Origin of the sequence: Psychrobacter sp. KH172YL61, from assembly GCF_007182895.1 — a bacterium.
Classification (GTDB): Bacteria; Pseudomonadota; Gammaproteobacteria; order Pseudomonadales; family Moraxellaceae; genus Psychrobacter; species Psychrobacter pacificensis.
In genome coordinates, this window is sequence record NZ_AP019516.1 from 685,435 (window position 1) to 707,601 (window position 22,167).

Consider the following 22,167-nt stretch of genomic DNA (forward strand, 5'->3'; position numbering starts at 1 on the left):
TCGGTAGTATATTTTATTACTAGCAAAAAATTCACTAACAAAAAACAATTATTAAATAAGAGGCATTATGAATCAAGTCGCTGACATTCTGAAGCTGGCAAGCGAGGCTCAGCAGCAAGGTGTTGATGCTGTATTGGCCACTGTCGTTCATACAGAAGGCTCAGCGTATCGCCGCGCTGGTGCCATGATGCTCATCTGTGAAGATGGTCGTTCGGTCGGAATGATCAGCGGTGGCTGCTTGGAGCCTCACATCATCAAACGTGCCTTTTGGCTCACGCGTGACGGTGCCAATGTGCAGGTTTATCAGACAGGTGATGACATTGAGTACGCTGATAATGGTCAAGCGCAGGTAGCGATCAACAAAGAAGCTGGCGATACAGACGATCTAGACGACTTGGATGGCCTAGATGACATGGACTTTGATGAGTTGAATTTTGGGCTTGGCTGTAATGGACGTGTGCATGTGCTGTTTGAGCGTCTGGCAACAGCCGCACCATTTTTAGAGTCAGTTCGTCAGGTGCGACGTCATCAGCAGCCAGTTATGGTCGCTACTTTGATTCGCAACAACGGTTGTCAGAATACCGAGTTGCAAGTTGGCCTGCGTATCAATCTAGACGAATATCACAATTCGGAAAATTCACTAGAACAAGAGATAATAAACCCTTCGAATATAATTGCCGATATTGTAGAAAAGTTAGCAGAGTACGAGCTGTCTGAGAGCAATACTGAATACGTGACCATAAAAACGGACGAGGCAACCACCGAGTGGCTCGTACAACGCCTGCAACCACAAGTGCGCCTGCTCGTTTGCGGGGCAGGTAATGATGTGATGCCATTGGTGACCATGGCCAAGCTACAAGATTGGCATGTCACGGTCATAGACAGTCGCGCGCAATATGCGACTCGTATGCGCTTTCCTCAGGCAGATGCAGTGATGTCATTATCTTTAGAGGATAGTGATACCCTGCTAAAGCTGAGTAATAACGCAGCGGTCGCTCTTATGTCACATAGTCTGACCCAAGACCGCGCTCGCTTGGCGATATTGCTAGCACATGCGCAAAACTATAGATACTTAGGACAGTTAGGGCCGCGCTATCGTACCGAACGCTTAATCAATGAGATAAGCGCTAACATGGATCATCCTGCTATCTTGGATACTGGCGTTCAAAAACTGCATTATCCGATTGGCTATAAGCTAGGAGGAGATGGTCCAGAGGCACTCGCACTGGGTATCATGGCACAGATAAATGCAGTCATGCACGATCAAACTGCATCAGTAGAAGGCTCCTACAGTAGGGTCTCGAATTCAGAAGCAAGCGTTGGTAATACGGATGCTGATATTGTGCCGAGTACCGTATGAGTAGTATCGTCTTAGAAGACAAGGACAGACAGGTGCAAAATCATGCGGTCATCATATTGGCAAGTGGCCTCAGTCAGCGCCTTGGCCAACCTAAGCAGCTGCTCGTTAAGAATGGCGAGCTATTAATCGTGCACATGATCCGATCGGCAGTGAGCACCAATCCGCAAGCCGTTATCGTTGTGATTCCTGATAAGCATCCTGCAGTTGCTAGTGTAGTTACAGAGTTGGCTGTGCAATATCCAGCGGTTCAAGCGGTAGTAAACCCAAAACCTGAAACTGGTATGGCGGACAGTTTGCGTTTGGGTATTGAGAGTATTGCGAGTCTTGGAAATTCGTCAATCGAGCGCGTGCTTATCATAGGGGTTGATCAGGTTCTATTAGATCAGTCGCATTTAATGGCTTTGCTGGCTGGTGAACAGTCTGTGGTAGCCAGCAGTTATCATAGCTGGACGTATTCAGATGAATTAAGCGCTACAGAGCAAAAAAATATCATCGGCTTACCGCTAGTGATTGATACAGGTTTACTCAGACAATGGCAAACTGAATTGACAGGTGATAAAGGCTTGCGTCATTTAATCAGAGCATTACCGCCAAGCCAAATACATACAGTGATCAATAAGCAGCTCAGTTATGATATCGATACACCAGCACAGCTAGCGTTTGCTCAAAAAAAAGGCTGGCTTGATCAGCACTCTGAACGAATATGAATAGTAAGCGACTGACATGACAAGCATGATAGCAACCAAGCGTCTCTACCTAAGACAGTGGCAAGCAAGTGATCGTGCGCGGTTTGCCGAGATGAATGCTGATCCTAAAGTGATGGCATATTTTCCTAAACTATTAACCCCTGCATTGAGTAATACCATTGCCAATAAGTGTCAAAAATTAATTGAAGAGCATGGCTGGGGATTTTGGGTGGTGGCTCGTAAAGATGGCGCAGATAAAAGTGATGACTTTATCGGTATGGTTGGGTTAAATAACGCGCATGCTGATATGCCCTTGCCCCTGCTGTCGAGATTGGTTGGCGTTTGCACAAGGATTATTGGGGGCTAGGCTATGCCACCGAGGCGGCGCGTGCAGCGCTGGATTTTGCGTTTACCGAGCTGGCACTTGAGGACGTGGTGTCATTTACGGCGGTCATCAATCAGCGCTCGCAAAAGCTTATGCAGCGTCTTGGTATGACTGATACGCAGGACAACTTCTCTCATCCGATGCTCGATGCTGATCATCGACTGGCTGAGCATGTTCTATATAAAATCACGCGTCAGCAGTGGCAAGCCCTTATAGTATAACGGACTCTATTTATATCATACGGCCGATCTTGAAAGCGTCAAAATATGCCCCCTTAAACAAACGGCAACGCTAGATAAGCGGTGTTTTGAGGTTTGACGTGCTGACTGCTAAAGCCAAACTCAATCATCTTATTGGTTAGCTTGTTTTTACGCCCGCGTCCAGGGTCAACGACGATGACTTCACAGGTTGGCAGCGCATGACGTTCGATAAACCCAGCCAATATCCCAATATGTTGGTCTACGTAGAGCAAGTCACTGCCGATAATGATATCAAACCTACCAAGATGGCTGTTATCCTCTGACCAGTCTAAACGCTCAAAATTGATGCCTCTGTTATTATTTAGCGTGGTATTTCTATCAAGGAAATACTCAACGGTCGGATGATAGTCGGTCGCTGTGATGTCTGCTTGTCTATGATTGAGCAATAGACTCGATAGCGCCATGCCGCAGCCCACCTCCAAAATTCGTTTGTCCTTAATATCGTAATCAAGCATGTGATTGGCCAGCACCAAGCTTGATGGCCATATCACCCTCAAACATCGGCCAAGAAGCAGAGCAAATGCCCAAGTTTAATGCCTCATCATCAGGATCGCTAAATTGCTGATTGTCACGCAGGGTGCAAACGTCGGTGTTGCCAATTTCGATCGTTTGATAGTGCACGCGCACAGTGGTCAGCGAAGTCATAAACTGTCCTAAAAAACAAGCAAAAGTGCAAAGGTTGGCAAAGATTGCCGCTTTCGGTGAGGTAGGGCATACAAAGGTGGGCGTGCATCTTGGATATAGTATTGACTGTGATTTGGTAGAGGTTGTTATTTGACAAAAACACATGTTGTCAAAACAGTACTCTTAAAGGTGCAAAAGAGTATGACCTAAATGATGACAAGTTATTGTTAATTCTGAAGGTATTGTTATTGCTGGATAAAAGGGCTGGTGAAAGCGGACGGTAAAAGAAGCGTATGAGAGATGTTGAATGGCTTTTATGCTGGCATGATAGGCTTGTCGTTTATTTTGACAAGCCCATACAAGAGAGGATTAAGGCTGGCGTGTGCTGCTGAATCAATTTAGAAATTTGAGTCCAGAGGTCTTGAGCGCCCAGACCAGCTCTACAAAGGCGCGACTGTTGGTTAAGGGTTCGCCATCGATGATGAGTACATAACCTGCGCCATCGATCCATAAAAACACAAAGCTGGTTTCAGGTATGAGCAAGTCAACTTGCTGAAAAAACGAGATCGCTTGGCTTTCTACTGCCCAGCCGCGCTGCTTTTGGCGCAGCATAAAGCCGGAAAAGTCAGCGGCGGCAACACTGAGCATGTCCGCTTCTTCTTGACTATAACCAATCCGAGCCAGACAAAACCCTTCATCAGAGCCAATCGCGGCACGGCGTTTGCCAGATAAGCTCGCGACTACGTAAGGCAAAAACTGATCCAATGGTAGATTGGGCGCTGGCAAAAGCAAAGACAGTTTTTCGATCCAGCCGTGTTCTATAAAGCTTTGTAGCCATATATCAGAATAACGCTGTAACCAATCAGCGGCGAGTAGTGTCTGCCCATAAGACAATAAATCTTGTAGCGCCAACTGCTCGTCAGTCGGCTCATTCTGTGAAAACGCCTCAAAAATACCAGCAGGCGTTAATGTTAGATAGGTCTTATCGGCATTCAAATAAGAAGACATAGCGGCTACCTTAGCGATGAAAAAGTGGTAAAAAGTGATAGAAGTTAAGTTATAAACGCATGACAGTTTATGGTGGCGTGGTAGGCTTGATGGTCTGATCCAAATGCTGTTGGCAGTTATCCCAGCGTTGATCAAATTGCCAATCACTTTTGCCCAAGCTAAACCATACTAAGGAAAATGCCAGACGATCATTACGCACAGTACAATAGGCAAAAAACTCATTTTCAATTTGCTCAAGCGTGCCCCAGTCTTGGCTAGCACGTGCTTGCAGCAGCTCAGCGGTGATGTCTCTTGCGATCTCTCTGGCGTCATCACTACTGATACGCAAGCGTTGTTTTTGCTCATTGAGCGACGGTGATACCAAAACGCTCCAGCGAGTGGCGAGCATACTGTTGCGCTGAATATAGCTTTTTTTATCAATACAATCGCGAAACCCTTGCTTGGCCTCAGGGGTCAAACGGTCTTTGATACGCGTAAACAAATTATTGACATCGTATGGAATGTCAAACCAGCACCCATAGAAAAAATCTGCTACCGCGCCCTGTAGGGGTTCTTTTTCGGTGAGTAATAAGGCGGCGTTGATGCGCTGCTCATGAAAGTGACGGTTGTTGGGTGCCAAAAACACTTTGCGTGAATAAAACCGAAAGACTCGGTGCGCCACTTTCTCGTTTTCTTTGATCAGGTCTGAGTCAGACATAATGGTCTCCCTTGTGTCATAGCCGTGACGACAACCAGTGCCTCAGGCTATGAGCTCATTCAGCAAAACAACCTCTGATAATATGAGTGTCAATGAGTCATCAATCCAGCAATGTCTGCATCAAATCAATCATAAATTCAGCATCCTCTTCACTCATTGCCTCAAACCCTTCAGGCATACCAAGCTCAGTTAAGGCTTCTTTTCCATCATCATCGCTATGCAAATCCAGGATGGCTTCTATAAAAATTTGCGCATCTGGAAAGTCGTCTTTGATGAGAAGGACGTGGCTTATGTCTGCCAGATCACTTTCAATCAATACTGAGAGCTGAGCTTTGGTCAAGCGTGAGAAGCTGTGAAAGATCTCCGCCAAGAAAAACGCCGCTTGGGCATCGCCTTTGATGACTTTGCGAGCAGCTGCTTGATAGGTCTCAGTGATATCCCAGTTGAGGTCAGATTCTTCTATATCGACAGCTTCGAGCAAACGCAAACCGATCAGCTTGACGTCTCGATTGTCTGCCATCGCAACGGTTGCGCCTTTATGGATATCTTCTAAGTGATTGATGTCGCTATTGGCCGCCGCGGCAATGACCATCTCATCAGATTTGCCAATGGGACGAGCAACTGCACGGTAGCCTTGCTCACGGATGAGGGCAGCGGCATCAAAAGGGTTGGCGTAGATAATTTGAATAACACCTGCCTCAATCAAGGTCTCTTGCTCAGCATGTGAGGCTGGGATATTGAGGTGCATGTTTAGGTTGGCACGTTTTTGAATCAGCGTATTGAACATGTGCCAGCCAGCAAAGCGCTCAGGCGAAAAATCAGGGGCGATTAACATATTGTGTGTCGTCATGATTTAGCCTTCCTCATCTTGTTTCATTTGGGCGTACTGAGCCATTGCCGCTTCGATTTTACTGCGTGATGGCTTACGGCGTACTGAAGTGTATCCTACAGTTTCGCCGCGGCGAACATTGGGCACGACCGTGGCATATACCCAGTAGTGACTGCCGTCTTTGCATAAATTTTTGACATAGCCATGCCACTTCTTTCCAGCTTTTGCTGTGTCCCACAAGTCTTGATAAGCCGCTTTTGGCATATCAGGATGACGCAGAATATAGTGCTGTTGACCGATGAGCTCATCGACGTGGTAGCCACTAATCTCAACAAAGGCGTCGTTGACGTGAGTGATAATACCGTCTAAATCGGTACGCGAGACAATGAGCTTACCATCTGGGTAGGGACGCTCTACACCTGTATCATAGACAGTTCGAGAGGTGCCATCATGATAGGTCAGGGTGATTTGCTCAGCAGGCAGGTCAGGCTTGTGTGCATCAGGGATTGGAGAACCCATGGTCATCTCCTTCGTTGGTCGTTATATTTATAATGAGTAAAATCGAGTACATAGGGCACTCGTCAAAAGCCAAAGCCACCAATCAAATGAGTTTTGCTAGGGCTTCTGAGGCGCGCTTGATGTCCAAGAATATCAAACCAAGCTTGGCATTGGGTTTTGCCATGATAGTGAGTACCGCTTCATCGCCTGATGACGTCATGATTACGTAGCCCATCTCGCCTTGAATCATGATGCGATCGATACTACCGCGTGCCAATTCGCGGCCTGCACGGTCGCCTAATGATAGCAGTGCTGCTGACATCGCACCCACACGATCTTCATCAACGCCAGTTGGTAGAGCTGAGGCAATCATCAGACCATCGTTAGAGATTAGGGCAGATGCTTCAACATCTGCTGATGAGCTGTTTAAGTCTTCCAATATCTGTTGAAATGAATCTGTACGCATATCGCTTTCTCTATACTGTGTGTTAATTTTTATTTATGAACTATAGTTAGCCAAAAATAACCCTGTTTGAAAAAGGGTATTATAAATCCTTACTAAAAATATTGATATAGTAAATCCCTATTTAAACTAAGGTTATGATAAGTTTTTTCTGCTATTTCATAAAACTTGCAATGTAACGACCAAAAAGCCCCCATCATTCAATGATAGGGGCTTTTTTAGTGACGATAAATCAAGGCGTATTCGTTAAGCTTTATTACGCCATTGACCTTGAAACATAGTGCCTGCAATAGGGTTCAGTCCCATCTGATAGGCCAAATCAGCAGGGCGGGCGATGTCCCATAGTGCTAAATCAGCATCACAGCCCACTTCTATTTTGCCTTTATTAGATAGACCCAAAGCCTTGGCTGCATAAACGGTTGATCCTGCCAATACCTCTTCAGGCGTGAGGTAAAACAGCGTACAGCCCATATTCATTGCCAACAACAGCGATGTCAAAGGTGATGTACCGGGGTTGCAATCGGTTGAAATCGCTATAGGAACTTGATGCTTGCGAAGTGCCTCAATCGGTGGCAGCTTGGTGTCACGCAAGGTATAAAACGCTCCGGGCAATATCACCGCAACCGTGTTGCTAGCAGCCATTTCTCTATGTCAGTTTCTGATAAATGTTCTAAATGGTCGCTAGATAGCCCTTTGTATTCGGCAACTAAAGCGCTACCGCCGATGTCAGATAACTGCTCAGCGTGTAGTTTGACCGGCAGGTCTAAGGAGCGTGCAACCTCAAAAACGTGTCTAATCTGATCGCTACTAAACGCAATGTTTTCACAAAAGCCATCGACCGCATCAACCAAGCCTTCTGCATGCAGGATTGGTAGCCACTCACAGACTTGCTCGATATAGTCGTCCGCACGGTCCTGCATATGGGACTTATATTCAGGTGGTAAGGCGTGCGCTGCAAGATACGTGGTGCTGACGTGGATGTCGTATTTTTCGCCAAGCTGGCGTGCGACGGTGAGCATTTTGCGCTCAGTATCTAAGTCAAGACCATAACCTGATTTGATTTCGATGCTGGTGACGCCTTCTTTCATCAGCGCAAGTAGGCGCTTTTCACTTTGGGTAAATAGCGATTCAATACTGGCCGTGCGGGTGGCACTCACGGTTGCGACAATACCGCCGCCTTGTGCTGCGATGTCTTGGTAACTGGCCCCTTGCAAACGCGCTTCGAATTCATTGCTGCGGTTGCCACCATAGACAATGTGCGTATGACAATCGATAAGCCCAGGCGTTAGCCATTTGCCATCGGCGTCTGTGATTTGGTTCTCGTGATAATGTGGCAGATGCGTCGTGATTTGCTCTTGTGCCCCAATCCATGCAATCTTGCCGTCTTTAATACCGATAGCCGCGCTCTCTAGCTGACCGTATGGGACGTTATTAGTATCTGAATTTTCATAAAGATTAAAACCATAGTGCGCTGAAAACGTCGCAATATTGGCATTGATAATAAGGTGGTCAAACGATGTCATAGTAGATTCGTCGAGCGTCTGCTCTTTAAAATTTTCTGATTCATTCATAGTATGCTCCCTAATAATTGGGAGGCGAGCGATCTTTGTTTGCAAGACCTTTGCTTGTAAGATCTAAGTGACAAGTAAGTGCTGTTCTACAATCGTTGCCAGCAATCGAGCAGCGACTTTGCAGCTACGACTATCCACATCAAAGGTTGGGTTGATCTCAGCAATATCTGCCATTTTTACTTTGCCTGATGACACAATCAGCTTGACCATACGCTCAACAAAACCAAGCTCAATACCAAAAGCAGCAGGCGCACTGACACCCGGAACGATACTAGAGGGGAGACAGTCCATATCAATAGTGAGATAAATAATATCAACCTGATCTATGAAGCTTTTGACCTGCTCGGCAATGGTGTCCCAAGGCTTATAATGACAGTCTTCATCACTAATAACCTGTACGCCAAGTTGCTCAGCGCGATCAAAGAGCGCGGCGGTATTAGAAAAGCGACTGACGCCAATACAGCAATAATGAAAGGGCTGATCGTGTGCGTCAAGATGCTCGGCAATCTGGCGAAACGGTGTACCAGAAGTCGCCACATCAGACTGACGAATATCAAGATGGGCATCGAAATTAATAATCCCGATAGTAGGCGCTGTGTTTGTGCTGATAGTTGTATCGTTTGCCTTTTCTAAGGCCTGCCATAATCCCAAAAAGCTACCATAAGCAATGGCATGACCACCGCCAAGCCCGATGGGTAATCCACCTTGCTTGACGATAGTGCTCACTGCATCGGCATATTTGATCTGAGCTTGCTCAAGAATACTGTCGGCAAAGCCATCATTGTCATCACAATGAATGTCGCCAGCATCACCCAATAAGGTTGATAATTGACTATCAAAGCGTTGTTGCAAATCAGCGATGACTGGCAGCGTAGCAAAAGCTCGACGAATCAATGGCGGGGCAGCTCTAGCACCCACGCGTCCTTGATTGCGTCTGACGCCTTGATCACAGGCAAAGCCAATTAGCCCAATATGTTGAGCCTCATAAGGCTGAGCAAGCTGATACCAATAACGGGCGCGTGCAGTCTCAAACGGCTCTGCGCGTCCTGTCCACTGAGTCATATCAGCAGGTGTATGGCAAATGGGTGTGGTCATGTTTGTGACTGCCATCATGGCTCTCCTTTTACCAGCCAATGCTTATTTAGACTCGTACCAGTTCTGACGTAGTTCTTGCCAATGCTCAGCAAGTGTACCGTCTAGTACTAACTGCTTGGCCGCTTCGATATCAGGGGCGAGGTAGCGATCTTTATCATAGAACGTCACTTTCTCACGTAGTTTTTGATGTGCCACAGTCAACGGCTCTGATGTCTCGAGTCCTCGATGAAAATCAATACCTTGACCAGCAGCCAGTAGCTCAATACCTATGATAGTCGCAGTGTTTTGCGCCATCTCATATAGGCGGCGTGCGCAATAGGTAGCCATGGATACATGGTCTTCTTGGTTGGCAGAGGTTGGGATGCTATCGACGCTACCTGGATGGGCGATAGATTTGTTTTCTGAAGCCAGTGCAGCAGCGGTCACATGCGCAATCATAAAGCCTGAGTTGACCCCAGCGTTATCGACTAGGAATGGTGGCAGACCACCTGACAAAGTTGCATCGATCAGCAAAGCGACACGGCGCTCAGACATCGAGCCAATCTCAGCGATAGCCAATGCTAAAATATCCGCGGCAAAAGCGACTGGCTCAGCATGGAAGTTACCACCTGATATGGCGACCGGACCATCTTCATTATTAAAGATAAGCGGATTGTCTGTTACCGCATTAGATTCGATGAGCAGCGTTTTCCCTGCTTGGTTGATAATATCAAGACAAGCACCCATGACTTGTGGCTGACAGCGTAAGCAATAAGGGTCTTGAACGCGATCATCTTGTTCGCCATCGTGCGAGGCACGGATAGCACTGCCTTTGATCAGTTGACGGTGTGCTTTGGCGATCTCTATCTGACCATGATGACCGCGTACTTCGTGAATACGCGCATCAAATGGTGAATCTGAGCCTTTGGCGGCATCAATTGACAGTGAGCCGACGATAGTAGCAGTCTCAAGTAAATCACGCGCTAAGAAATAACCACGTAATGCTAGCGCAGTTGAGACTTGCGTACCGTTGATAAGCGCAAGGCCTTCTTTGGCTGCCAATGTGATTGGCTCAAGTCCATGCTTTGCTAGGGCATCAGCAGCTGGCACTTTTTTACCAGCGACAAACACATCACCTTCACCCATCATCGCAAGTGTCATATGTGATAGTGGCGCTAAGTCACCAGAGGCACCAACTGAGCCTTTGGCTGGGATATTTGGGGTGATTTGATTGTTGATTAAACCAAGTAAACTATCTACCACCTCGCGACGTACGCCAGACACACCTTGTGCTAGGCTAGCAACTTTCATCACCATAATCAGGCGCACCACGCCCTCTGGTAGCGCGTCACCTGTACCTACCGAGTGAGAAATGATTAGGTTACGCTGTAGCAGCTCAAGCTGGTCATCACTGATGCGGGTTTTGGCAAGCAGACCAAAGCCGGTGTTAATGCCGTAGGCGCTCTTATCACGCTCAATAATGGTTTTGACATTGTTATGCGAGGCGTCAATCGCCTCATACGCACTCTCAGGCAAGCTCAATACCACGGGCTGATCGTAGATGTCGCGTAGCATCTTGAAGCTAAGCTGGCGTGGATGTAGGGTAAGTTGTTTGATGTTGCTCATAAGGGTAATCCTAGTTGCATAGACATATAAGTGTTTGTCTTTATAATATTAAGGTAGTTCAAACTATTTGATCATTGGCAGATTTAAACCATAATCTTGCGCTGTCTTAATCGCCAACTCATAACCTGCATCGGCATGACGCATGACGCCTGAGCCGCAGTCATTGACCAGTACGCGTGACAAGCGTTTGGCTGCGGCATCTGTACCGTCCGCCACGATGACCATGCCTGAATGCTGCGAGTAGCCCATGCCGACACCGCCGCCATGATGTAGTGATACCCACGTTGCGCCGCCTGCTACGTTTAGCATACCGTTCAACAGTGCCCAATCAGATACCGCATCTGAGCCGTCTTTCATGCTTTCGGTCTCGCGGTTGGGGCTGGCGACCGAGCCCGTGTCGAGGTGGTCACGACCGATAACGATTGGGCCTTTTAGCTCACCGTTTTTGACCATTTCATTAAATGCCAAACCTGCTTTATCACGTTCGCCAAGACCCAACCAGCAGATACGTGCAGGCAAGCCTTGGAACTGAATACGCTCTTTTGCCATATCGAGCCAGCGGTGGACGTGGGTGTTTTCTGGGAACAGCTCTTTGATTTTTTGATCGGTCTTATAGATGTCTTCTGGATCACCTGAGAGCGCTACCCAGCGGAATGGGCCTTTGCCTTGGCAAAACAGCGGACGAATATAAGCAGGGACAAAACCGGGGAAATTAAAGGCATCTTTGACGCCTTCATCAAACGCCACCTGACGGATATTATTACCGTAATCGGTCGCTGGAATATCCATCGCTTGCAAGTCTAAAATCGCTTGGACGTGTACGGCACAAGATTGAGCAGCGGCTTTGGTGAGAGCTGCATGTTGCTCTGGATCTTCTTGAGCGGACCTCCATTCTTCGACCGTCCAGCCGCTTGGTAGATAGCCATTGATCAGGTCATGCGCTGAGGTTTGATCGGTCACCAAATCAGGTTTGATGTCTCCTTCACGAGCGCGCTTAACGATTTCAGGCAAGATATCTGCAGCGTTACCAAGTAGCGCGATAGAGATCGCCCTCGCCTGCTTTGGTATGCTGCTCAATCAATTCATAAGCATGGTCAAGATCGCGCGCTTGCTTATCGACATAACCCGTGCGCAAACGGAAATCGATACTAGACTGCTGGCATTCGATGTTCAATGAGGTTGCGCCTGCAAAGGTTGCGGCCAGTGGCTGCGCCCCACCCATACCGCCAAGACCTGCGGTCAAAATCCAACGACCCGCCCAGCTGCCATTATAATGCTGACGACCTGCTTCAACAAAAGTCTCGTATGTGCCTTGCACGATGCCTTGCGTACCGATATAAATCCAGCTACCTGCGGTCATCTGTCCGTACATAAATAAGTCTTTGCGATCGAGCTCATTGAAGTGCTCCCACGTTGCCCAGCGTGGCACAAGGTTTGAGTTGGCAATCAATACGCGCGGTGCGTTCTCATGAGTTTGAAACACGCCCACAGGCTTGCCTGATTGTACGAGTAAGGTTTCGTCATCTTCTAATTCTTTGAGCGACTCTAGGATTTGATCATAGCTCTCCCAGTTACGCGCGGCGCGTCCAATACCACCGTATACCACAAGACTTTTTGGGTTTTCTGCCACATCAGGATGTAGATTGTTTTGTAGCATGCGATACGGCGCTTCGGTCAGCCAGCTTTTACAGTGCAACGTGCTGCCAGTAGGGGCGGCGATATCGCGAGACTCATCACGGCGGGTAAGTTTTTGTTGGTTCCGTTTTCAGTAGTCATGGTCATATCCTTGTGGTAGCTCATAGGGCGATAAAATAATAAGAGTAAGTGTTTTATAGGCAGTCTATAAAGGCATCGAAATATAGAGTAGCTAGATCAAGATTTTTAGACTTGCTATAAATTGTATATACAAATTATCAAAGATGCTTTTTTTCATGCAAGGATTTTTGATAAAAATTAGAATTAATGAAAAAAAGAGCATAACTGATAGAATGATATGAATAAAAGTTCGCATGATTGTCGTGATATTATGGCGCTACTCTTATTAGCGGAACTGACGGTTTAAAACAAATATGACAAAAACGATTCCGGCGTATCAGCGGATTAAAAATGCGATATTAGACAATATTCACTCTGGCAAATGGCAAGCGGGCAGTGCGATCACTACAGAAATGGCACTGGCGACAGAGTTTGGTGTCTCACGGATGACGGTGAATCGCGCGCTCAAAGAGCTAAGCGAAGAGCGTGTATTGGAGCGGCGTCAAGGCTCAGGAACCTTTGTCGCGCAGCAGCAATTCAACCATACCTTTGTAGAAGTGCGTAATATCGCAGAGGATCTCAAATCTGCCAATCGCGATTATGAAGCAAAAGTGGTGAGTAAGCGCGCGGTCACAGCCTCGCTGCTCGATGATGAGCTACGCCGCAAGTTTGGTATTGAAGAGACGACCAATACGCCCGATACAACGCTAGATAACCGCAGTGATACGCCCGTTTTATATGAGGTGAAAATCATTCACGTTGCAGATGGTCAGCCCATACAATTTGAAGAGCGCTGGGTCGATGCCAAAAAAGTGCCACATTTTATTGATCAGGATTTTACCGTGGTTAATACCAGTGATTATCTGGTCGCCAAAATACCGCTAGAGAGTGGCAGCTACACCATACGTGCGCTAGCGGCGCCAAACGAGGTGGCAGATGCGTTGCAGATTGCGCCGCAGTCGCCGACATTGGTATTGCGTCGCCAGACTTATTCAGCTGGTCAAGTCGTCACTTTTGTGAAGATGTGGCATGCAGGAGATCGCTATCAATTCTCGGGTGAGCTGTAGTTTTGCGCTAATGGCGGTCATTACCTGACGCACGCTCACGGAGTTTGTACGCTTTTTTATCTAAAGTAAGATATTATATTTATGAGCAGCGATTGATCCAGTAGCAACTATGAACGTTTGATCGGCTGCCTATTGAATGATCATACGCTATAAAAATTCGAAAATAATAGGGTCGCCGCATTGAAAAATATGCTGACTAACCTCAAATCGAGCAACCAAAGCCGAATTTTGCAGGGCGATTATTATATTGCCCTCTTGTATCAGCTTTTCCCTATTTATTGGCGCTAACTGTTTTCATGTAAACCCTTTTATCTCATTTATCTACTTTTATATTTTATAAGGACGTCTTATGAAACGTCGTACTCTTTTAGCCCTTGCTGCTAGTACTGTGTTACTTGCTGCTTGTGGTCAGTCTAATACTAATGAAGCTGACACTACTGCCACTGACACCACCTCGACTGGCGGTTCTGATTTGCTGCAACGTATCAATAACGGTGGTACGATTAACGTCGGTACAGAGGGTACGTACCCTCCATTTACCTATCATGATGAGAGTGGCAAGCTGACAGGCTATGACGTCGAAGTGACTCGTGCGGTCGCTGACAAGCTAGGCGTTGATGTTGAGTTTAAAGAGACTCAGTGGGATGCGATGCTAGCAGGTTTGGATTCAAAACGCTTTGATATGGTGGCCAACCAAGTCAGCTTAACGACGCCTGAGCGTCAAGCCAAATATGACAAATCTATGGCTTATAGCTGGTCAGGCGCGGTTGCATTGGCACCGACTGATGACAACCGTTATAGCTCTTGGGATGACCTAAAAGGTTTACGTACGGCTCAATCACTCAGCAGTAACTACGGCGAGCTGGCAGAAAAATACGGCGCAGAAATCGTCCCTGTCGATGGTATGGCACAAGCGATCCAATTGGTCAAGCAAGACCGCGCTGACTTCACGATGAATGACAATCTAGCCGTGCTTGATTATCTCAAAAAATTCCCAGATTCTGATCTTGAGATCAAATTGACAGCCCCACCAAGTGAACAAACAGGCTCAGGTCTCGTGCTCATCAAAGGCAACGATGAAGTGGTGGCAAAACTGGATGAAGCAATGGCCGCACTCGCCGCTGATGGTACACTCACCAAACTTAGTAAAGAGTTCTTTGGTGCTGATGTAAGTCAACAAAAGTAATGTTGGCTTCTATCACATCTGTGCTCGCAGAACTATTGGCATTATTGCCATTTATGAGTCCCTGATCGGGCGCAGATCGTCATCTCGTCGTTTTGGCCAATGCTCAAAGGCGGTATCTATTATTCGATACCGCTGGCATTGATCTCGTTTTCTATCGGTATGGCGATTGCCCTGACCGTTGCTTTGATTCGAATTGTACCGCGTACTGGTTGGTTCCATGAGATCATTTATCGCTTGGCTCGTATCTATGTATCCGCGATTCGGGGTACACCGATGCTGGTTCAGCTGTTTATTATTTTCTACGGTTTACCAAGTGTGGGCGTCAAGCTCGACCCGTTTCCCTCAGCGATCATTGCATTCTCGCTCAATATTGGTGCTTATGCATCAGAGACGGTGCGCGCCTCGATTTTGTCGATTCCAAAAGGGCAATGGGAAGCGGGTTCAACTGTCGGCTTGACGTATTTACAGACTTTCCGTCATGTGATTTTACCGCAAGCGCTGCGCGTGTCAGTGCCGCCATTGTCTAATACCTTTATCAGCTTGGTAAAAGACACTTCACTTGCATCACTGGTATTGGTCACTGAGCTGTTTAAACAAGCGCAGATCATCACAGCTCGTAACTATGAATTTATGCTGGTGTATACCGAAGCGGCGATTATTTATTGGGGTATCTGTCTGTTCTTGACCTTTATCCAAGGCAAGCTTGAGACTCGATTAGACCGTTACGTGGCAAAGTAAGTCATAGCTGAGCTGCTTGACAAGAGCGCTTAGCAACCGACCATCGTACATATAGACCAGTACAATAGGAATTTTTATGATCAAAGTCACTAATATTCATAAAGCCTTTGGTGGCAATCAGGTGCTAAAAGGCATCGACTTGACCATTCATAAAGGTAAAGTGGTCGTCATATTAGGACCTTCAGGCTCGGGTAAAACCACGTTTTTGCGCTGTCTCAATGCGCTGGAGATTCCTGATAAAGGTGTCATTGCATTTGATGATGACAGCTTAAAAGTTGACTTTGCAACTAAGCCAAGCAAAAAAACGCTGCTTGCCTTGCAGCGTAAATCAGGTATGGTATTTCAGTCTTATAATTTGTTTCCGCACAAGACTGCGATCGAAAATCTCATGCTCGGCCCGACAGTGGTACAAGGTAAAAACAAGGCTGAGATGCGTAAAGACGCGCTGGTATTGCTTGAAAAAGTCGGACTGGCGGACAAAGCTGAGCTGTACCCGTTCCAGCTATCTGGTGGTCAGCAGCAGCGTATTGGGATTGCTCGTGCGCTCGCGATTGAGCCTTCATTGTTATTGTTTGATGAGCCAACGTCTGCACTAGATCCAGAGCTGGTACAGGATGTCCTTGAGACGATGAAGCAGCTTGCCTCTGAGGGCTGGACGATGGTCGTGGTCACTCACGAAATTAACTTTGCCCGTGACGTTGCCGATCATGTGGTCTTGATCGAAGACGGCGTTGTAGTCGAAGAGGGCAGCGCTAAGCAGCTGTTTGAAGACTCAACGCATCCGCGTACGCAGGCATTTTTGCAGCGTATCGAGCAGTAAGCGATTTATATCGTTGCAATATGTTTAGTTAGAAAGAAGCCCATTGAGGGTTTTTTTTGTGTTTATAATTTTAGTTTGACGGTTTTGGATAAATTTTATATAGCCTCTGTTAGCGTAGATACAGCAAGCGAGAAAAATACCTTTTTAAAAGCCAAGTCGGTAAGGTTAAGAATACATATACTCATACTTGACTATTCTAAGCATCATAGCCACCTTAACAAAATAGTAATATATTAAAACTTTTTTTTATTTATATTGATGTTTTAATAAAGTTAAAAACACTCTTAACCTAGTGCTTAAAGGAGCTGGTTTGAATATTCGTAACGTATCAATTTTCTTTTGCGTTTTGTTGACTGCTTGTCAAGTTACAACCTCTCCTTCGAAAGACATGAAAGTAGCAAAGGACTATTCTCAAAGTACTATGCCTTTAGTTCATTACTCTTCTACTAGTGGTCAGGGTTTATTTTATACTTACCCTTTCAATTTTTCCGATCTCAATGAGAGTGAAATTTTACAAGGTGTAAATGTACAGCTTAAATACGAAAATGAATGTATTTATTTCCAGTATGGCCCACACAAAGCCGTACCGCTGCTACCATACGGGGTTTCGAGCTGGGATAAAAAGAATCAGACTTTAAAATATTTTAATGTCATTTACCAAGTAGGCGATACTATAAGCGCTGGAGGGACTCTAACTTCTAAAGATAATCCTAACGGCTATATTCTAAAAGGCTTAAAAACCACACCTTCAGATAAGTGCAACTTGGATAAGATCTTAGTTTTATTTGGATTGCCAGATGGAAGAGCGTTGCATGATAAATAGTTCTAATTCATAGATTATAAATGATCATTTTAATTTAACTTGAAGTTTATACCATTAATCAAGCCTATCTATTGCGTCGTTTTTTAATCCAAATTTGGCTATCGCACCCTGCCAGACAACCAAATAATAAGGCTAGACCGTTTGCCGTCTTTTAAGCCAGCGAGGAACGCGCGTGGTCGTGCCATTGACCACTGCATTTAACAACGCCGCCAGCAAAATCAGTGTCACGCCCAGATATTGAATCCAAGACAAAGCTTGATGTAGCAGTATCATTGCCAGCGCAATCGCCGTCAACGGCTCAAAAATCGTAAAAACAGACGCACGAGAGGCGGGCAGCTTCTCTAATGCTTTCATATAAAGGCCAAAGGGCACGACAGTACCCAAGAGCGATAGTCCTAATACATAACCCCAAGTCGATAACGGCAAGGTAACTAGCTGCGCGTACGTCTGATACGTTTCAGGCAGTAGTAGCAGCCCGCACGCGCTGATGACCACAGAGGTAAAAAAACACCAAAGGAGCTGGATGCGCGTCATGCATCGCGCGCTTACCGAGTACGCCGTATAGTGAGTAGCACATCCCTGCTGCCAATCCGAGCAAAACACCCCAATTGACCTCCGCTTGCTCACCCAGCATCGTCAACCCAACCCCAAAAACCGCCATGAATGCCAGCGCGATAGATTTTCGCGTAATGGACTCACTGAGCAAAAACTTTGAGAATAACAAGCTAAACACAGGCGCGGTATAAAGCAAAGCCACCGCAGGGCCCGCGCCAACATAACTGACAGCAAAAAAATAGCAGACGGACATCCCCAGCACACCAATCAAGGACTGAAGTGCTAGCCCAAACCACTGCTTGGGTCGTAGTTTGATCAGCTGTGGCCATAGGGTCGGTAGCATGGCTAAGATAATCACTGCTGCCGTCACAATGCGTAATATCGTGACTTGCCAACCACTAAAGCCCATTTGATTGAGGTAGGTTGAGAATATCCCAAGCGTCCCCCAGCAGGTTGCCGCGGTGATGATTTGGACAATGCCCATCCATGACTGATGCGAGTGTATCGCCGCTGTACTGTCGATATTTGCCATAATGGTTTCTTCTTACGATCTAAATGACATTGGGCTATAGTCAATCAATATTAAAAGTGGTACAAGGCGGACGAGTGCAAGTGCTACAGTAGTAGGCTAAACGAGTCTAACGCTGTAACATTTTAATAGTGGTTCGACTATATTGCTAAAGCGCCTGTGATGTAAAGGCACCAAGCCATACTGCAATAAGAAAAGACAACCGGTTCAAGGGCTGTCTTTTGTTTGTTATTTCAGTCTATCATTAAAAGATTATAAACTGCTACTAGGGCGTGGTGTAAATTTAATCGACTGTCATTTAAAATGGAAGACGTGGCGGGATAGTAGCATTTACACCTGCAGCAAAAAGTTACTTAGCAATCGCTTGGCGCCTTCAGTAGCAAATGACTCAGGATGAAACTGTACGCCTTGGATTGGATACTCTTTGTGCGCCAGTCCCATAATCTCATCACCAGTCAATGCTGACTCAGCAAAGCTCAATTCAGCACAGCTATCATTGGCGACTACTGAGGTAATCGTCAGACAGCTTGGGATGGTGTCGGCTTTTACCACCAGAGAGTGATAGCGCATGATCTCAAGCTCTTGTGGTAAGCCTTGATAAATACCTGAGTTATCATGGCGAATTGATGAGACTTTGCCATGCATCGGCACACTGGCGCGTACCACATCACCGCCAAATACATGAGCAATGCCTTGCATACCCAAGCAGACACCTAGTAGCGGCACAGTTTTGCCCAGTGTCTCAATGACCTCGCTACAGATACCAAAGTAAGCGGGATCATCAGGGGGAGCCAGGGCCAGGTGAAATGATAATTCTATCAAGATTCATCGCTTGCACATCTGCTAGGGTGATTTCGTTATTGCGTTTAACGATGACGCTGGCCTCTTTATCACTGTCTAAGGTTTGCAAAATCTCACCCACATATTGGTAGAGATTGAAGGTAAACGAGTCGTAGTTATCGATAATTAAAACATTCATGGGTCATAAACTCTTTTGTAAAAAATAGTGCTAGGTAAAATATGGTCAATTTATGCAGTACGTTTGGTATCCGTTATGATTGCATAAAGCTATCTAATACGACTTTCATCGCCGACAGTTTACGCTGAATCTCTAAGTACTCATCGGCTGGGTTTGAGTCGTAAACGTTACCGCCGCAAGTTTGGGCGTAGGCAGACTCGCCATTGATAAACAGACTGCGAATAGGAATGGCAAAGATACAATCACCATTGAAATTGAACGAGCCTAATGCACCGCCATAAGCACCGCGACCATCAGGCTCTAGCTCGTTGATGACTTTGATGGCTTCTACCTTGGGCGCGCCTGATAGTGTCCCAGCAGGGAAGTTACTGGCAAGGGCACTAAACATATCTTCGTTAGGATGCAGGATACCAACGATTTCAGAAGAGATATGCTGTACGTGAGAGAAGCGTTTGATGTCCATCAAGCTACGTACTTTTACCGTACCAAATCGTGCCACACGGCCAATATCATTGCGATGCAAATCGACTAGCATGTTGTGCTCGGCAATCTCTTTGTCATCGTTGAGCAAGGCGCGGGCAAGCTTACGGTCTTCGATTACGTCCGCACCGCGCTTGGCAGTCCCTGCGAGCGGATAGGTTTCCATTTCACCCTGACGCAAGCGGAATAGCAGCTCAGGAGAAGCGCCAATGATGCACTGCTGAGCAAATTTCATAAAATACATATGCGGTGATGGATTGACGGCACGTAGCTTTTCATAAATCGGCATTTTGTCACCGGCAATACGATATTTAGATTTAAAGCCTACCTCGCACTGAAAAATACGCCCAGCGATGATGTCTTCTTTGACTTGCATGACGACATTGGCATGCTCTTCTTGGCTCATACCATCACCTAAAAATTCAACTTTAGGCGCTTCATAGCTAGGCGTTGGCTCATCGAGTAGGGCTTTGATTTGCTCGATGCGGTTTTCTTGTTGAGCAGTTGGGTAATAAAAATAAAAGATTTCCCCAGTCATCTTATCTAGGGTCAACCCATCTAAATACACGCCAAACTTAAATGGCTCAAAGTCTTCACTGGCTTTTGCATTAAGGCTAGGTTCAAAGAAGTTCACGCAGTCATAACCCAAATACCCGACCAGACCACCGCTTTGATCACGAGCGATGACATGCTGCGGCGTTATATCACGCAGTAGCTGATAAGGGTTGTCGGTCTGATAATGGTTGGTTTCAGCAGTTTTATTATCGGTAATCGCAAGCGTATTGCGGTCTAATGCGGCGATAGTCGTCACAGGATCAAAGCCAATCGCATGATGGCGCGAGATGTGGCTGTCTTCACCTAATGATTCGAGCAAATAGCAGGTATCAAACGCGCTTTCAATACGTTTGAATAATGCAAAAAAATCGATATCTTGCGTCAGTTTGATGCGTTGTGGTTTGCTCGGGATATCGATAGGAGCAGGTTTGGTCTGTGTGCGAGTGCTAGAGGTCATAACAAAGTCCGAAATGGTTCAAATATGTGTTGATTAATAAGTGTCGATTAATAAGTGTCGATTAATAAGTATAAGTTTCGTCAGTAAAAAGTTAGATAGTATCGTCGTTAGAGGCTAAGAGTGATCTCTATGAGTAGCCAGTAACGCGCTGACATCATGGCTTTGCTTGGCCTTGGCACCGCGAGAGACAGTGGCGATACCAACGCCTAGTTGCTCAGAGATATCACGTTGGGTGATGCCACGATCTAGCAAGTCAAAAATCCGAATACGATTGGCGATGTCATGCTGTTCTTTATCCGTCAGCAGGGCACTGAGCAGCTTTTCGATATCTGTGCTATCAGTACAGTTGGTCAAATGTTTCACTAAGCTCTGATAAGGATCGGTAGTCATAATAGGTAATCTTAGCCAAAGAAAATAGATAAGTCGCTCATCGAGCGATTTTTCGCTGAGAACTATCTTGTTTCAGTATTCTAGTACAGTAGTACAAGAAAAACAAGTCATGAGCTAAGTTAATAGCAGCCTGCTATAGACGTGATGAGTTTCTACGCCTTATCGCATATAGCCTTAATAGTTATTCAGACTCATGCTGAATAACATATTTACAGTTAGTATCGAAGCATTTTTGCGCTTTGTCAGCATATTAAAAGCTAAAATTGAGGATTTATTATATTAATTATTGCCAAATTGTTAATACTTCGTTATTATGCCTCTCATTATTTAAACGCTAATTATTATCATTAACATTAATCATGTTATTCGCACGATGAGTTAAGTGTTTTAAGGTATTTAATCTTCTGGTGGGCACTATTTTAAAGGTTGTTTGACGATAGCCTTTAAAAATAATTCTAAAAATTCTAATTTCTGACAGTAAACAAAGTGAGTAAATGTGTTATGCGCGAAGTAAAGTTATCTAGTCAATTGACAGTATTGTCTATCGGTGTTGCCGCTGTATTGTGGACGCAGCTGCCAGCGCTGCAACAGCAGCAGATATGCCAAACACGACATTACAGACGATCACTGTAACAGCAAATAGCTCAGTACGTGACGCTGTACAAGAAGACTCTGTCTATATAGATGACTACACCCCAGCTGCACAAGCCAGCCATTTGAGTGATTTTCTGGACGTTGTACCAGGGTAAGCG

The 22,167-nt window shown here is 45.9% G+C and carries 23 protein-coding genes and 3 pseudogenes; 10 read left to right on the forward strand and 16 right to left on the reverse strand.

What is annotated here, in order from left to right; genetic code table 11:
• Window positions 1-67: 67 nt before the first annotated feature.
• The 4 genes from PKHYL_RS03520 to PKHYL_RS18500 are packed head-to-tail and all read left to right on the forward strand — an operon-like array spanning window position 68 to window position 2,652.
• A complete protein-coding gene (locus PKHYL_RS03520) occupies window positions 68-1,360 on the forward strand; it encodes an XdhC family protein (RefSeq protein ID WP_071002179.1) in 1,293 nt (430 codons plus the stop codon).
• Window positions 1,357-2,067 (forward strand): nucleotidyltransferase family protein, encoded by a 711-nt coding sequence (locus PKHYL_RS03525; RefSeq protein ID WP_071002178.1) that lies wholly within the window; start codon window positions 1,357-1,359, stop codon window positions 2,065-2,067. Before PKHYL_RS03520 ends, PKHYL_RS03525 begins: the two co-directional genes overlap by 4 nt.
• Window positions 2,068-2,083: 16 nt before the next feature.
• Window positions 2,084-2,413 carry a GNAT family N-acetyltransferase gene (locus PKHYL_RS18495; protein ID WP_442966111.1) on the forward strand — a complete coding sequence of 110 codons (330 nt, stop codon included), beginning with the start codon at window positions 2,084-2,086 and terminating at the stop codon, window positions 2,411-2,413.
• The gene (locus PKHYL_RS18500) at window positions 2,389-2,652 is read left to right on the forward strand and encodes a GNAT family N-acetyltransferase (protein ID WP_442966112.1); all 264 of its coding nucleotides are present in this window, start codon (window positions 2,389-2,391) and stop codon (window positions 2,650-2,652) included. The genes PKHYL_RS18495 and PKHYL_RS18500 overlap by 25 nt, the downstream gene beginning before the upstream one ends.
• A gap of 53 nt (window positions 2,653-2,705) precedes the next feature.
• Here the strand turns inward: PKHYL_RS18500 and PKHYL_RS03535 are convergent, their stop codons facing one another.
• The 11 genes and pseudogenes from PKHYL_RS03535 to hutU form a co-directional block, all read right to left on the reverse strand.
• Entirely contained in the window at window positions 2,706-3,182 is a 477-nt protein-coding gene (locus tag PKHYL_RS03535; RefSeq protein WP_240366488.1) for a class I SAM-dependent methyltransferase, read from the reverse strand.
• On the reverse strand, window positions 3,139-3,336 hold the full coding sequence (locus PKHYL_RS03540; RefSeq protein WP_240365994.1) for a hypothetical protein: 198 nt from the start codon (window positions 3,334-3,336) through the stop codon (window positions 3,139-3,141). Before PKHYL_RS03540 ends, PKHYL_RS03535 begins: the two co-directional genes overlap by 44 nt.
• Window positions 3,337-3,708: 372 nt before the next feature.
• Window positions 3,709-4,323, reverse strand: a complete 615-nt coding sequence (locus PKHYL_RS03545) for a hypothetical protein (protein WP_186473855.1) — start codon at window positions 4,321-4,323, stop codon at window positions 3,709-3,711.
• Between the two features lie 67 nt (window positions 4,324-4,390).
• Window positions 4,391-5,020, reverse strand: a complete 630-nt coding sequence (locus PKHYL_RS03550; protein ID WP_212564260.1) for a hypothetical protein — start codon at window positions 5,018-5,020, stop codon at window positions 4,391-4,393.
• A 100-nt stretch (window positions 5,021-5,120) separates the two neighbouring features.
• The gene (locus PKHYL_RS03555; RefSeq protein WP_212564261.1) at window positions 5,121-5,870 is read right to left on the reverse strand and encodes a PhnD/SsuA/transferrin family substrate-binding protein; all 750 of its coding nucleotides are present in this window, start codon (window positions 5,868-5,870) and stop codon (window positions 5,121-5,123) included.
• A 3-nt stretch (window positions 5,871-5,873) separates the two neighbouring features.
• On the reverse strand, window positions 5,874-6,368 hold the full coding sequence (locus PKHYL_RS03560; RefSeq protein ID WP_071002173.1) for a PAS domain-containing protein: 495 nt from the start codon (window positions 6,366-6,368) through the stop codon (window positions 5,874-5,876).
• Between the two features lie 82 nt (window positions 6,369-6,450).
• Window positions 6,451-6,813, reverse strand: coding sequence for a roadblock/LC7 domain-containing protein (locus tag PKHYL_RS03565; RefSeq protein ID WP_071002172.1), 363 nt, complete (start codon window positions 6,811-6,813; stop codon window positions 6,451-6,453).
• Between the two features lie 243 nt (window positions 6,814-7,056).
• Window positions 7,057-8,381: pseudogene (gene hutI, locus PKHYL_RS03570) on the reverse strand (imidazolonepropionase).
• A gap of 63 nt (window positions 8,382-8,444) precedes the next feature.
• Window positions 8,445-9,476: a formimidoylglutamase gene (hutG, locus tag PKHYL_RS03575; protein ID WP_071003668.1), complete on the reverse strand. Its 1,032-nt coding sequence runs from the start codon at window positions 9,474-9,476 to the stop codon at window positions 8,445-8,447.
• Between the two features lie 42 nt (window positions 9,477-9,518).
• Entirely contained in the window at window positions 9,519-11,081 is a 1,563-nt protein-coding gene (hutH, locus tag PKHYL_RS03580; RefSeq protein ID WP_071002171.1) for a histidine ammonia-lyase, read from the reverse strand.
• Between the two features lie 63 nt (window positions 11,082-11,144).
• A pseudogene (hutU, locus tag PKHYL_RS03585) lies at window positions 11,145-12,801 on the reverse strand (urocanate hydratase).
• A gap of 349 nt (window positions 12,802-13,150) precedes the next feature.
• Between hutU and PKHYL_RS03590 the strand changes: the two are divergent.
• From PKHYL_RS03590 to PKHYL_RS03610, 5 genes are all read left to right on the forward strand, one after another.
• Window positions 13,151-13,903, forward strand: a complete 753-nt coding sequence (locus PKHYL_RS03590) for a UTRA domain-containing protein (RefSeq protein ID WP_240365995.1) — start codon at window positions 13,151-13,153, stop codon at window positions 13,901-13,903.
• 349 nt (window positions 13,904-14,252) lie between these two features.
• The gene (locus tag PKHYL_RS03595; protein ID WP_071002168.1) at window positions 14,253-15,089 is read left to right on the forward strand and encodes an amino acid ABC transporter substrate-binding protein; all 837 of its coding nucleotides are present in this window, start codon (window positions 14,253-14,255) and stop codon (window positions 15,087-15,089) included.
• A 99-nt stretch (window positions 15,090-15,188) separates the two neighbouring features.
• Window positions 15,189-15,827 carry an amino acid ABC transporter permease gene (locus tag PKHYL_RS03600; RefSeq protein ID WP_227674154.1) on the forward strand — a complete coding sequence of 213 codons (639 nt, stop codon included), beginning with the start codon at window positions 15,189-15,191 and terminating at the stop codon, window positions 15,825-15,827.
• 76 nt (window positions 15,828-15,903) lie between these two features.
• Window positions 15,904-16,647, forward strand: coding sequence for an amino acid ABC transporter ATP-binding protein (locus tag PKHYL_RS03605; RefSeq protein ID WP_240365996.1), 744 nt, complete (start codon window positions 15,904-15,906; stop codon window positions 16,645-16,647).
• A 310-nt stretch (window positions 16,648-16,957) separates the two neighbouring features.
• A complete protein-coding gene (locus PKHYL_RS03610; RefSeq protein WP_152978606.1) occupies window positions 16,958-17,470 on the forward strand; it encodes a hypothetical protein in 513 nt (170 codons plus the stop codon).
• Between the two features lie 132 nt (window positions 17,471-17,602).
• Here PKHYL_RS03610 and PKHYL_RS03615 read toward each other — a convergent pair whose 3' ends face one another.
• The 5 genes and pseudogenes from PKHYL_RS03615 to PKHYL_RS03635 form a co-directional block, all read right to left on the reverse strand.
• Window positions 17,603-18,004 carry an EamA family transporter gene (locus PKHYL_RS03615; RefSeq protein WP_442966113.1) on the reverse strand — a complete coding sequence of 134 codons (402 nt, stop codon included), beginning with the start codon at window positions 18,002-18,004 and terminating at the stop codon, window positions 17,603-17,605.
• Window positions 17,928-18,557, reverse strand: a complete 630-nt coding sequence (locus PKHYL_RS03620) for a DMT family transporter (protein ID WP_240365998.1) — start codon at window positions 18,555-18,557, stop codon at window positions 17,928-17,930. The genes PKHYL_RS03615 and PKHYL_RS03620 overlap by 77 nt, the downstream gene beginning before the upstream one ends.
• Window positions 18,558-18,884: 327 nt before the next feature.
• Window positions 18,885-19,533 (reverse strand): annotated as a pseudogene (locus PKHYL_RS03625) (anthranilate synthase component II).
• A 73-nt stretch (window positions 19,534-19,606) separates the two neighbouring features.
• On the reverse strand, window positions 19,607-21,025 hold the full coding sequence (locus PKHYL_RS03630; RefSeq protein WP_179797786.1) for an anthranilate synthase component I family protein: 1,419 nt from the start codon (window positions 21,023-21,025) through the stop codon (window positions 19,607-19,609).
• 114 nt (window positions 21,026-21,139) lie between these two features.
• Window positions 21,140-21,415: a Trp family transcriptional regulator gene (locus tag PKHYL_RS03635; RefSeq protein WP_240365999.1), complete on the reverse strand. Its 276-nt coding sequence runs from the start codon at window positions 21,413-21,415 to the stop codon at window positions 21,140-21,142.
• Between the two features lie 563 nt (window positions 21,416-21,978).
• Here PKHYL_RS03635 and PKHYL_RS03640 point away from each other — a divergent pair.
• Entirely contained in the window at window positions 21,979-22,164 is a 186-nt protein-coding gene (locus tag PKHYL_RS03640; RefSeq protein WP_240366000.1) for a hypothetical protein, read from the forward strand.
• Window positions 22,165-22,167 lie beyond the last annotated feature (3 nt).